Raw genomic sequence first — 12566 nt, forward strand, 5'->3', positions numbered from 1 at the left:
TCGGTGTATGATTCATGACAGCTTTACGGGAGGAATCCATTCCTCCTGCGTTAAGGGGCAAGCGTGCCTAGCAATGGTTCAATCCAACGCGCCCCAAAAGCGATCGTATACAAAGCGCTCAGTGTCTAATTTAATTGTTTTTTGGCTAATCAACAGGCAATGTACCAAATTAAAAAACCAGCAAAGCGAATGAAATCGCCTTGCTGGGTATACATCATAGTAAGCTATACAATTCTATATCCGGGTATTTATCGTGGAACCAACGCATCGCAAAGTCGTTTTCAAATAGGAAGACCAAATTATCATGACGATCTTTTACGAGCATTGCACGTTGTCCAGCCATCGATTCTTTAACGTCGCTTTCATTTTCAATCCAACGTGCGACTTTCGAGCCCACATGCTCCATGCGGACTTCCACATTGTACTCATTTTTCATACGATGCTCGAATACTTCAAATTGCAACTGACCGACTGCACCGAGCAGCACTTCTTCTGTATGAAGTGTTCGATAATATTGGATGGCACCTTCTTGCACTAACTGCAAAATCCCTTTATGGAAATGCTTTGATTTCATAACGTTTTTCGCCGTTACACGAACAAAAAGCTCCGGTGTAAACTGCGGCAACGCATCAAATTCAAAATTGGATTTTCCACCGATAACTGTATCACCAATTTGATAGTTTCCTGTATCGTGCAAACCAATAATATCCCCTGCAACAGCTTCATTGACCGTTTCACGATCATCCGCAAGAAACTGTGTCGTTTGCGTCAATTTGAACGTTTTTGAAATACGTGGAACTGTAACCGTCATACCACGTTCAAAAGCGCCTGATACAATACGCACAAATGCAATTCGATCTCGGTGCATCGGGTTCATATTCGCCTGAATTTTAAAGATGAAGCCTGAAAATTCGCCTGACTGAGGATCCACTTCTGTTTCAGCCTTTGTCATACGCGATTGTGGTGGCGGCGAAAATTGTAAAAAGGTTTCTAAGAACGTTTGCACACCGAAATTTGTTAAAGCACTTCCGAAAAATACAGGCGTTAGCTCGCCTTTCGCAACACGCGCTTCATCAAAATCATTGCCCGCTTCATTCAACAATAAAACGTCTTCGAGCGCTTGTTTATAGTAAGATGTTTCCTTCATCGGATGCTCTTCTGCAAGGTCGCCCTCTGCATCTAACGCCAAGAAACGTTTGTCATCATCAACGCGCACTTGCTCAATGCGATTGTTGAAACGGTCGTAAATCCCAAGGAACTCTTTCCCCATCCCAATTGGCCAGTTCATCGCATAAGATTCTATGCCGAGTACTTCTTCCAATTCTTCCATTAGTTCAAGTGGTTCCTTTCCTTGACGGTCCATTTTGTTGATGAACGTAAAGATCGGAATCCCACGCATACGACAAACTTTGAATAATTTAATGGTCTGCGGTTCAATCCCTTTTGCCGAGTCAACCATCATCACGGCCGCATCGACAGCCATTAGCGTACGATACGTATCTTCACTGAAGTCTTCGTGTCCAGGTGTATCCAAAATATTGATGCGCTTGCCGTCATAGTCGAACTGCATCACGGATGATGTTACCGAAATTCCACGTTGTTTTTCAATTTCCATCCAGTCAGATGTTGCATACTTCCCTGTTTTCTTTCCTTTTACGGTACCTGCATCGCGAATCGCGCCACCAAAATACAGCAGCTTTTCCGTGATTGTCGTTTTCCCAGCATCCGGGTGAGAGATGATCGCAAATGTGCGGCGGGATGCAATTTCTTCATTTATCGATTTATCCATTTTAAGTTGTCTCCTTTTGTTCTGCTTGTCTTAGCATAGACAGATTAGACGCTGATTTCAACAATTTTTTATTATGAACAAGCGATAAGATTTTCTCACCATACAGATTGGAGGTAGTTGCTCCGCTTCTTCCGATTGGGGGTTTGTATGATCCGAAGACTAGTTTGCGCGGTTACGCAATCGGATTGCGTGCTTCGACGACCATTTTGCTCGGTTCGCGAGCAACTTTGCGCGCTTCGACGACCACTTTGTGCGAATACACTGCCCCCCAAAAAGAAAAGCCACCCCTCAACAGGACGGCTTCTTCATTCACTTTTCAACATTCTCCAACGGGCATTCAAACACCCGCTGAAGAATGTTGAGCCTCCGGCGGATGCCATAGATTTTGAAAAGAGTCAATTGAGCAAGCTCAATTCAAGATCTGGGCACAAACACGCCATCGCGTGTTTGATCTGAGCCAGTACCAAATTTCTTCTCCGCCTCTTCCAGCGCAATTTCTGCATCAGAGTGTGGATATTTAGTAGAACCGATAATCTGAAAATCTTCATGCCCTTTACCCGCAAAAATAATGATATCATCACGCTCCGCTACCTCAACAGCATGACGCACAGCTTCTGCACGATCGCCAATACAAGCATAGCCTTCATGCAACATACCAGCAGCAAGCTCGCTCACAATCGACTCGTACGGCTCGTCACGTGGATCATCTGTTGTCAGAATAACATAATCCGCAACGGATGCTTTTTCCGCCATAATTGGGCGCTTCAATCGATCTCGATTGCCACCCGTTCCAATGACGAAAATCAATTTACTTCTATCCTTCTTATAAGGAAGAACAGCTGCAATCGCCTTTTCAATGGCATCTGGTGAATGCGCATAGTCAACATACATCGTCAGCGGCAATGTCGTCGGTACTTGTTCCATGCGTCCTTTGACGGCAGGCACTTCCTTCAAATATCGAATAATATCCACCGTCGCCATGCCTTTTGCATATAAAGCAGCAGTTACCGCAAGTGCATTGTAGACACTAAACTCGCCGATTAAATTCATTGAAACAGCAAATTCCCCATCCGGTGCCGTTAACGTAAATGATGTTCCATCCGCCGCCAACACAATATCCGATCCGCGGAATACAGCTTCATTGTGAATGCCATAAGATAGCACTGGATACGATGTCATATCCTGCAACTTTTCGCTCCACGCATCATCCGCATTGACTACCGCAAATTTCGGCTTCTCCAAATCTTGTCCCAGTTGGGAAAACAGCAAGGACTTCGCATGTCCATATTCTTCCATCGTTCCATGAAAATCGAGATGATCATGCGTCAAGTTGGTAAAAATCGCAATATCGAACTCCGTGCCTGCCAAACGACCTTCGATTAGGCCGTGAGAGGATACTTCCATCGTCATCGTTGTACAGCCTTCTTCAGCAGCACGCGCAATCATCCCCTGCGTCGTCAGTACATCCGGTGTCGTATTCTCGGTTTCGTAAAGCGTTCCATCCAAATCAAAACCAATGGTCCCAGAAACCGCAGACATTTCGCCTGCCGCTCGAAGAACCGCATGCAAAATGCCACTCACACTCGTCTTGCCATTTGTCCCCGTCACGCCAATCATCGTCATCCGTTTCGATGGATACGCGTAAAAGCGTGGTGCCAACAAAGCAATCGCACGCGACGTATCGTCTACATAGGCAACCGCGACTTTTTCCAAGTCAACCTCGACTGGCTTGGAAGCAACAATCACTCTCGCTCCATTATTCACCGCTTTTTCTACATAGTTATGCCCGTCTACCGTAAAGCCATCGATACAGACAAAAACGCCGCCCGCATTGACCGCCCGCGAATCAACCGCCATATCCGTCACGGTTGGCGGCACTGCACCGACTACTTTCTTCACGGGTAACACCGCAAGTAATTTTTCCGTTTCCATCTTATATCCTCCGTTCAATCCATCATCGCTGATGTGACATACGCATGTAGCAATTGTGCACTTGCTGTTAATGAATCCATATGTGTCCGCTCCAATGCATGCGACGATTCAATGCCCGGTCCAAATAATGCATGCCTGACATCGAAGCCTGCCCGAATCGCCGCGGATGCATCCGAACCGTAATATGGGTAAATATCGACTTTAAATGGAATCTTCTGTTGTTGACAAAGTCCTTTTAAATGCTGTGTTAATGCATAATGATAAGGTCCGCTGGAATCTTTCGCACAAATGGACACCGTATATTCATCCGAAGCTTGTCCATCTCCAATCGCGCCCATATCGACCGCAATATACTCTACCGTTTCTGCTGGAATATTCGAGTTGCCACCGTAGCCAATCTCTTCGTTGTTCGAAATATAGAAATGCGTCGTATGCGGTAGCTCGGCGCCTTGCTCTTTCAATGAACGAATCAATTCAAGAAGAAGCGCCGTACTCGCTTTATCATCCAAATGACGTGATTTAATGAACCCGCTATCCGTCACCTCAAAGCGTGGATCGAACGACACAAAATCGCCTACCTCAATCCCAAGTGCACGCGTGCCATTCGCATCTGTCACTTTCTCATCAATCCGAACTTCCATATTGTCCACATTGCGCTCTGCAGTGCCAGCATTTTGATACACATGAACGGACGTCTGGTGCATTAGAATCGTCCCCCGAACTTCTTTCCCTGACGCTGTATGAATGCGGCAATACTCTCCTTCGACCGCATTCCATTTAAAACCACCGACCATCGACAACTTCAGACGTCCATCGCTTTTAATTTCCTTCACCATTGCACCTAGCGTATCCGTATGCGCAGTGAGGAGTCGATGACGCTTCGTATCCGCCCCCGCAATGGTCGCGATAACGGCTCCTTTATTGGTTTTCATATAAGGTACACCAATCTCGTCAAGTTCCTCGGCAATCAACGCCATCACTTTCGCTGTAAACCCAGATGGACTTGGTGTTTCTACAAGCCTTTTTAACAGATCAATCGTCCGTTTCCCATCAAATATAACCGTCAATTTGTCTTCCCCTTTCCCCCGCACCGAAATATGTCATACTACATAGTTGCTAAATCGTGTATGATATGTCTTAGTATATAAAAAATGATTCGGGGTGCCTAATGCAACATTCAAAAGCTGTTCACTCACGCAATATGTTTATTATACTTTTTTTCTTGCTATGCGTCATCGTCCATCTCATCTTTGTTCCGTTTTTGGGCGAGTTTTACGAAATGATTTCAGCATTATTCGGCATTCTCTCTGCCCTCACACTGCTTGTCCTGCACCGGCGGGGAGTGAGTCCTACTGTCCTACGTCTATTCATCATAATTGGATACAATGCCTATTTATTTCTGGTTAATTTACTCCTACCCGATTTGGCAAAACTACTATTTCTTATGTTCCCACTCATCCTAACAGCGTTTTACAATGTTGTTTGGCTTAACGTCTTGATTACGGTCATCACGGGTCTGGAATTGGTCGTGCTCCTTTACTTATTTGGCCCAATCTACTTAATGGGGCATGAAACCAAATCGCTCATTCAAGTCGCTTTCATTTTCATCATGGTGGCAGTACTTGGTCTACTCTATACAATCAAGATTGGTCCGCAATGGAACAATGTCTTTACCGAAAATAAGAAGATGGGGACTTTATTGACTTCAAAAAGAGGATATCTCAATCTCTTTTTCGAACATGCTGAAGATGCTATTGTCGTATTTGATCTCAATCAAAATATCGTTGCGGTTAACCCTGCTTTCGAAAAGATGTATGGGTGGCAACGGGAGGAAAGTATCGGGCGCTCACTTCGACTCTCCCCCCCATCAGAAGCTACAAAAGTTGCGGAGAGAATCCAAAATGTCTTAGCCGGAAAAAGTTATCATTTTCTTCGCACAAGGGAAATGAGAAAAGATGGATCAATATTCGATGCTGAACTGACAATAGCACCAATCTATGATACTGAAAAAAAGGTTATTGCCACTTCATTCATTGCACGCGACATAACGCCCAAACTACAAGCAGAACGACTGAAAATAGATGCCGAAAAATTAAAAGCAATCGGTGAAATTTCTGCAAGTGTTGCCCATGAAGTGCGTAACCCGATGACATCGATTTCTGGATTTGTCCAAATGATGAAAAATGATCCGGCCAATCCTTACCGTGTATACACAGAAATCATGTATAACGAAATAAATCGCATTAACTTGATTATTAGCGAATTTCTCGTACTGTCAAAACAAAATTTGAAAAAAACGACCGAATTTCATATTGAAAATTCAATTGAGGACATTGTCACCATGTTTGAGCCCGAATTTTCAAACCGCTCAATTTGCTGTGATGTTCAACTTTCCCAACAAACCGCCTTAATTAGCGGTCATGAAGACGGCATGAAACAAATTCTTATCAATCTGTTGAAAAACGCATGTGAGGCAATTGTGAAAAACGGCAAAATCATAATTAAGGTCACCTATAAAAAAGAGACGGTTGTCATTTCAATCTTTGATAACGGCCCCGGAATGGATGATGAGACGATTGATAATCTATTTGAACCTTTCTATACAACGAAACCTGATGGGACGGGTCTCGGCATGATGATTACAAAAAAAATCATTGTGGATTATGCAGGTACGATAACTGTCGACAGCATAAAAAATGAAGGGACAAAAATTGAAATCACACTGCCACTTCTAACTGAAAATAAAACCGCCATCATTAACGGATGAGCGGTTTTATGAGTTTCAGTTTATTGCCATACGGCGGATAGGCCAGTTTCATTGGAATCGTCGTACTTTTTTTCATCATCGCCTTCGCATGTGTGAACGTGTCAAAGCTCGCCTTGCCATGGTAACTGCCCACGCCAGAAGAGCCAACACCACCAAATGGTAAATTACTATTGCCAACATGTGCTATCGTATCATTAATGCAACCGCCACCAAACGGGATATTGTCTGTAAAATACGCTGCTGCTTGCTCGTTCTCCGTAAACATATAAGCCGCCAGAGGTTTTGGCAATTGGCGAATTTGATGCACAACTTCACCAAGGTTGTCATACGTCAAAATCGGTAATATCGGACCGAAAATCTCCTCTTCCATCGTAGCACTCGTCCATGACACTTCTTCTAGCAACGTTGGTTCAATATATAAATCCTCGCGTTCCATGCGCCCGCCATACGCCACATGGGTACGATCCTTCTCAAGGATATTGGTGAGACGCTGAAAATGTCTTTCACTGACGATCCTACCGTAATCCGGACTTTTCGATGCATCTTTCCCATAAAATGTCCGAATCGTACGGATCATCGCTTTCACAAGCTGCTCTTTCACCGAACGATGGACGAGTACATAATCTGGAGCGACACATGTCTGCCCGTTATTGACAAATTTCCCCCAGATAATTCGCTCTGCTGCCTTTTGGATTGCCGCGGTTTGATCGACCAGCGCTGGACTTTTCCCACCAAGTTCAAGTGTAATCGGCGTCAAGCGTTCTGCCGCCGCTTTCATCACTACTTTTCCGACCGCTACGCTCCCCGTGAAAAACACATAGTCAAACGAAGCGTGAATCAATGTAGACGTTTCCTCGCGCTCCCCTTCCACAACTCGAATATAGTCGGGTGGAAAAGTCTCTGTCAGGATTTTCTTTACGATTTGGGCTGTATGAACGGAAATCTCAGACGGTTTCACAATGGCGCAATTGCCTCCTGCCATCGCACCAATCAGCGGCTCCATCACGAGCTGGAACGGATAATTAAATGGACCGATAATTAACACAGAGCCATAGGGTTCACGAATGACCATACTTTTAGCAGGCTGCAAATGTACCGGTGTCTTCACCGTTTCCGGTTCCATCCACTCATCAATATTTTTAATCATTTGGGAGATACTTGAGAGGACGAAACCGATTTCCGTCAAATACGATTCAAATGAGCTTTTCCGTAAATCTTTATGCAGTGCTTCATTAATCGCTTCTTCATTAGCAAGTATGGCGTTTTTCAATTTCAATAACATGTCTTTCCGAAATGCAGCATTCCTTGTTGCCCCCGTAAAATAAAAAGCACGTTGGGTAGCAATCATCGACTCTACGTCTTGTGCAGTAAAATTCACAATATCCCTCCATTCGCTTGTTGCTATCCATGATAGAGTGAATGGCGAATAGATGCAAAAATTAGCTTTCACTAAATGACATGAGATAGGCTTCTTCACCCAAAATCGCTAACGCACATTTTCCCGTAAGCGAATTCACGAAATCAAAAGAAGTCAATATCTCAAAAGGACTGTCTTTCATCACCTGCTAAGTTCCGACCAATTACGCAGTTTTAGAACACCATTTACTCCATATACTGTATAGGACAGCTCTACTTGTTGATTGATTCCAAAAAGTCCATCCAACAAGGACAGAACGTCATTTGCTGTTCGTCCGATTGCCAAAAAAACTATTTCCCTAAGCGTTTTTCACAAAGAACGTTCGATCCTTTTGCAGCATGAGTAGATAGGCCTTATGATTCCTTTTCACGTATTCATGTTTTGTATGATGGTTTTTGAGGGAATAAAACGTTTAAACAACTAAGAACTTTGAGGAGGAAATGGACATGACAACAACAGAAACTTGGTGGGAAACAATGTTTGAAGGTAACCTTTCACTAGGCATTAACAAAGAGCGCCTTTCCGAGCTCGAACAAGAAAATTTTCTTTATTTTAATGAAGAAGAACAAATGCAGGAGCAGACACACTAATCGATACGTATAGCCATTTGTCGATCATAACGATTTCCAATGAACCTTAAAACAGCTTTTCCATGCGAAAACGGAAAAGCTGTTATTTGTATAAAAATGATTACTCGATACTGCGCCATAAATAGAGTGCTGCATAGCTCAAATAAGGTGACCAATCTGGAATATGTGCAAGCATCTCTTCTTTCGTTGGCTTGCGATCCATATTCCACAATTTCTTCAAAGCATTTTGCAAACCAATATCCGCCAATGGGAATAAATTCGGACGCCCCAAGCCAAACATTAGAAAATTTTGTGCAGTCCATGGACCAACACCGCGGAATTGAACTAGTGTAGCAGTCACTTCCTCATCACTCATCTCTTTGAGGCGCTCCAAATCCAGCGCACCTTCCGCAACTGCTTGCGATAGCCCAATGATGTATTCCGCTTTACGTGTACTAAATTGCATCTCGCGTAACATCGCAACATCAAGTGAGGCAATGCGCTCCGGCGCCGGATAACGCCATACTCCATCCGTACGCTCCCCAAACGTTTCCACAAATCGCTTCGTCAATGTATGTGAGAACGACAGATTCAATTGCTGGTGAATAATGCTCTTCATCAACTCCCCGTACAATGAAAAACTTCGAATCAGCGGCGTCCCCGCATGTTCTACAAAAAGCGCTTCCAGATCCGTCCCCTGAAAATGAGCACTAATGGTATCAAGCGGCCTATCCAAATGGAAAATGGCCTTCACTTCTTTCACTTGCCCTTCATGTGACGCACCTTCCAAGAGAAATACCGGTCGTTCTGTCGTCCCGATTCCTCTCAGTATGAGATTATTCCCTTCCGCCATCGGAATATGTATCGAACGATCAAGCAAATTCACCGCATTCACCGGATCTCCCGCCAACCGATGCAACGCACGATCAAAATCATAGACAAATGGAATTGCAAATTGATTAACGATTCTAAACACCCCTTCTCCTCATCATTTTAGCGCATAAATACTCTATTTTAAAAAACTTTATGAAAAGTGTTGACTTCTTTTACAGTTTAGCTATAATAGAACTTGTGCAGTAGAGATACGCACTACTTAATCCCAAGGTTCCATAGCTCAGCTGGGAGAGCACTACCTCGACAAGGTAGGGGTCGGCGGTTCGAGCCCGTCTGGGACCATAATGCATTATTCTTAGAAAACCTTTAGGTATAAGGTTTTCCGAATATAAAAACGTTCAGGCCTTCGTGCTTGAACGTTTTTTCATTGAATTTCCCACCTCATGTCCACCATTTGTCCGCAGCAGCTAATATTCCTAATCATCCGTATGATATCGAATCGCATTGTGAAATATATCCGCAATGTCACTATGCGAATTAGGCAACAGGTGAGCGTAAAATTCCAACGTGATTTTTGGGTTCGCATGTCCAAGTCGGGCCGAAATTTTTTACGATGTCGACTCCTTCCGATATAAGGATAGAAGCGTGTGTGTGCCGAATATCATGAAATCGGATTGCCGTCACTTTAGCTTTTTTCGTAATGCGCTTCATGACTCTTATTACATTTCGTGGATTTTGCATAGTTCCCGTATTCGTACAAATCACTAGGTCTTCATTTTGGTATAGGTCACCCACAAGTTCTTTCCACTCATCCTGAACACTCTTATGCTTTTGAAGTTCATTCAGAACAAATTCCGGAATCGGGATTTGTCGTTTCGAACTTTTAGTTTTTAATGTGCTAAGTGTATAGCCACTTTTCGGGATGTGCGCCAGGGATCTGTTTACATGAATTATTTTATTCTCGAAATCAACATCAATCCATTTTAATCCAAGTATTTCTCCCCTTCTCATTCCTGTATATATCGCCAGCAAGAATGTCAAATAGTGACGTTCACCCTTACAGGCCTCGAGAAAAAGATGTATTTCATCGAACGACCAAATAGACATTTCTTCATAATTCACCGAGGATGGATCTGCTTCGCTTACTGGATTGCTTACTATTTTCCCCCACTTCACTGCCTGATCGAATGCCCGGTTCAATAATTGATGCATCTGTCGGATATAAGATGGAGCCTTCTCTTTTCCTACTAATTAGATAGTTTTAGAGAAACAAGTCGCACCATAAAAGCATTTCATATCAATACATATGATGTTTTTATTTGGACAGTTTTCGTACAAGTTACTCACCTCGAGTTAGAACGTCTGTTTCTACATAATACAAACAGACGTGCTTTTTTTTTCAAGTGGACTAATTCTACAAATATTTTTTTGTATTATAAAGATTGATTAAAAAACCCCTTAAAATCCCTATTATTACGATAAATAAAAAGCAACCCATACAGATACAAAAAATCTGAGGTGGATTGCTTTTTCCAAATGAAAATACCCGCTTTTCCAATTGAATTAACTGGTTTGCAACAAATTCTGTGCATGCATACATTTCAAAAGATTTTCAACCGCGACTTCTCCCGCATGAATCCACCTGTTTTTATCAATGATTTTGCCGTCTGTATCAATCGGTTGCTGAAATTGACTGAAGCCAGTTGCATCCAATAGTGAACTTTCATCACGATCCAGACCGACATGCACAACATGCTTGATAACGTAAGGTGTTCCGAAATTAATGATTGCTTCATAATGATCCAGCTCGCCTTCCATCACGAAAAAAGGAATGCGGATATAGATGGTTTCGCCACCTTCATTGCACAAAATATGATCAAAGCATCCTTTGTGAAAATCCCAGTTTCCGCCCAAATGATAACCGAGCTCTTGAATGCAATCGCTCACAATGCCGAATGAGGCTATTTGTCCTTCGAGTTCCGTCTGCAGTTTTAACATAATATCTCCTCCTCTTACTTAATCCATATTTAGCATTCACGAAAGGATACGGAGGTATACCTTCTCAAAAAAGTTGAAATTGCATTTGGGTCGACTGTGCAATAGCGACTTACATATTCACCTGTAGAGATATCGACTAAAAAATCACCAAATTGTCAGTATATCACTAACAAATTTGGTGCAATTCATCTTTAGACCAATTAATTTTCAAGCCTAATTTGGTACTTAACGTATTATGAAGCGTTTCTCACCATCTTAAATAACATATGTGCTAGAGTATGTTGTTCTTCTTTTGATCCTGAATTCCAAAGCTCCATTAAAATATTCTCTTCCCTATTCCGAGGATTTTCATGGTTGGCAAGATAATTTGCAACTATCTCTGCAGTTTTAGCAAGTTTCTCCTCACTCAATCCCATGTTCTCTCCCAACTCAATTTTTTCAGCAAGATACTGCTCAAACTGATTGAAGTTTTCTGAAATTTTTTTTTTGTCTCATCGCTAACTTTACCCAATTCTTTTTGTACCTTGTCCTTCATATCCATTAGAAATCATTCCTATCTTTGTTTAAAAAATTATTTTGCGCTTTTTTCATATATTAAATACGCGGAAAATCTCCCAATTTACTTCATACTTTATTCTCAAATAAGAGAGAAACCATGTAGGCTCTCCCCCAATCACTTCATTAAGCCATTCATTTAATAATGTTCTGTATGTCTTCCACGATTCATATTCCAAGTAGCATAGTTTAATGCAACTGCGTATGTCATACATCCCGTATAAGGAATCATCAAGGAGCCTGCGAGCTTGCTTCCACGGTAGAAATAATACGTGTTCAGGGTTGCCGCCATCCAAAGTAGGGATGCGTCCACAAGTGCAGTTCCTCGCAGGTTCCACCGAAAAAATAGAAAGGACCAAATAAAGTTTAGGCCAAGCTGTGTTGTATAAGTTACATTGCCTGCGGTTTGCAGATTATTTGTTTTTGGCTGTTTATCGAATTGATATTTAGCTATTCCCATTAAAGTATAAAGACTTGTCCATGCTACGGGAAACGCCCAGCTTGATGGGGCGAAATTTGGTGTCTGCAAATTTCTATACTTGACCTTTGCAGACTTTGTTGCCAAAGCACCAGCAATCGTCCCGCCAATAAGAGGGACTGCAATGGATGCCACCAATTTCAATTTGTTCCCATTCACCGTCAATCGCTTCACCCCTTTCATACTTCTCCAGCATATTTCCTAAATCCTTCAGTTCCATGCTTGGG

General features: G+C 42.7%; 12 protein-coding genes and 1 tRNA gene. 3 read left to right on the forward strand and 10 right to left on the reverse strand.

Going from position 1 to position 12566, the window contains the following annotated elements; all coding sequences use genetic code 11:
- Positions 1-214: 214 nt before the first annotated feature.
- From MKY34_RS19930 to MKY34_RS19940, 3 genes are all read right to left on the reverse strand, one after another.
- On the reverse strand, positions 215-1789 hold the full coding sequence (locus MKY34_RS19930) for a peptide chain release factor 3 (RefSeq protein ID WP_342512849.1): 1575 nt from the start codon (positions 1787-1789) through the stop codon (positions 215-217).
- Between the two features lie 414 nt (positions 1790-2203).
- A complete protein-coding gene (locus tag MKY34_RS19935) occupies positions 2204-3721 on the reverse strand; it encodes a UDP-N-acetylmuramoyl-L-alanyl-D-glutamate--2,6-diaminopimelate ligase (protein ID WP_342512850.1) in 1518 nt (505 codons plus the stop codon).
- Positions 3722-3735: 14 nt separating this feature from the next.
- Positions 3736-4788 carry a M42 family metallopeptidase gene (locus MKY34_RS19940; protein ID WP_342512851.1) on the reverse strand — a complete coding sequence of 351 codons (1053 nt, stop codon included), beginning with the start codon at positions 4786-4788 and terminating at the stop codon, positions 3736-3738.
- 101 nt (positions 4789-4889) lie between these two features.
- Between MKY34_RS19940 and MKY34_RS19945 the strand changes: the two genes are divergently transcribed.
- Positions 4890-6488: a PAS domain S-box protein gene (locus MKY34_RS19945; RefSeq protein WP_342512852.1), complete on the forward strand. Its 1599-nt coding sequence runs from the start codon at positions 4890-4892 to the stop codon at positions 6486-6488.
- On the opposite strand, the gene MKY34_RS19950 is transcribed toward MKY34_RS19945, so the two are convergent.
- Both MKY34_RS19950 and MKY34_RS19955 read right to left on the reverse strand, forming a co-directional pair.
- Positions 6478-7869: an aldehyde dehydrogenase gene (locus tag MKY34_RS19950; RefSeq protein ID WP_342515314.1), complete on the reverse strand. Its 1392-nt coding sequence runs from the start codon at positions 7867-7869 to the stop codon at positions 6478-6480. The genes MKY34_RS19945 and MKY34_RS19950 overlap by 11 nt on opposite strands.
- A 177-nt stretch (positions 7870-8046) precedes the next feature.
- Entirely contained in the window at positions 8047-8190 is a 144-nt protein-coding gene (locus MKY34_RS19955) for a hypothetical protein (protein ID WP_342512853.1), read from the reverse strand.
- A gap of 161 nt (positions 8191-8351) precedes the next feature.
- Between MKY34_RS19955 and MKY34_RS19960 the strand changes: the two genes are divergently transcribed.
- A complete protein-coding gene (locus tag MKY34_RS19960; RefSeq protein ID WP_342512855.1) occupies positions 8352-8495 on the forward strand; it encodes a hypothetical protein in 144 nt (47 codons plus the stop codon).
- A gap of 100 nt (positions 8496-8595) precedes the next feature.
- Here MKY34_RS19960 and MKY34_RS19965 read toward each other — a convergent pair whose 3' ends face one another.
- Positions 8596-9441, reverse strand: a complete 846-nt coding sequence (locus tag MKY34_RS19965) for a DNA-3-methyladenine glycosylase (protein ID WP_342515315.1) — start codon at positions 9439-9441, stop codon at positions 8596-8598.
- Between the two features lie 136 nt (positions 9442-9577).
- On the opposite strand from MKY34_RS19965, the gene MKY34_RS19970 reads away from it, so the two are divergent.
- Positions 9578-9650: transfer RNA gene (locus MKY34_RS19970), tRNA-Val, on the forward strand.
- Positions 9651-9845: 195 nt separating this feature from the next.
- On the opposite strand, the gene MKY34_RS19975 is transcribed toward MKY34_RS19970, so the two are convergent.
- From MKY34_RS19975 to MKY34_RS19990, 4 genes are all read right to left on the reverse strand, one after another.
- Entirely contained in the window at positions 9846-10508 is a 663-nt protein-coding gene (locus tag MKY34_RS19975; protein WP_342512856.1) for a site-specific integrase, read from the reverse strand.
- A 363-nt stretch (positions 10509-10871) separates the two neighbouring features.
- Positions 10872-11306 (reverse strand): YugN family protein, encoded by a 435-nt coding sequence (locus MKY34_RS19980; RefSeq protein WP_342512857.1) that lies wholly within the window; start codon positions 11304-11306, stop codon positions 10872-10874.
- A 233-nt stretch (positions 11307-11539) separates the two neighbouring features.
- Complete coding sequence (locus MKY34_RS19985; RefSeq protein ID WP_342512858.1) at positions 11540-11734, reverse strand: DUF3243 family protein; 195 nt, start codon at positions 11732-11734, stop codon at positions 11540-11542.
- A 266-nt stretch (positions 11735-12000) separates the two neighbouring features.
- A complete protein-coding gene (locus MKY34_RS19990; RefSeq protein ID WP_342515316.1) occupies positions 12001-12498 on the reverse strand; it encodes a TspO/MBR family protein in 498 nt (165 codons plus the stop codon).
- Positions 12499-12566 lie beyond the last annotated feature (68 nt).

Origin of the sequence: Sporosarcina sp. FSL K6-1522 (assembly GCF_038622445.1) — a bacterium.
Taxonomy (GTDB): Bacteria; Bacillota; Bacilli; order Bacillales_A; family Planococcaceae; genus Sporosarcina.

Excerpts from the sequence above, each read along its gene's own strand:
- MKY34_RS19930 (WP_342512849.1), bottom strand. The coding sequence starts at position 1,789 with ATGGATAAATCGATAAATGAAGAAATTGCATCCCGCCGCACATTTGCG.
- MKY34_RS19935 (WP_342512850.1), bottom strand. The coding sequence starts at position 3,721 with ATGGAAACGGAAAAATTACTTGCGGTGTTACCCGTGAAGAAAGTAGTC.
- MKY34_RS19945 (WP_342512852.1), top strand. The coding sequence starts at position 4,890 with ATGCAACATTCAAAAGCTGTTCACTCACGCAATATGTTTATTATACTT.
- MKY34_RS19960 (WP_342512855.1), top strand. The coding sequence starts at position 8,352 with ATGACAACAACAGAAACTTGGTGGGAAACAATGTTTGAAGGTAACCTT.
- MKY34_RS19980 (WP_342512857.1), bottom strand. The coding sequence starts at position 11,306 with ATGTTAAAACTGCAGACGGAACTCGAAGGACAAATAGCCTCATTCGGC.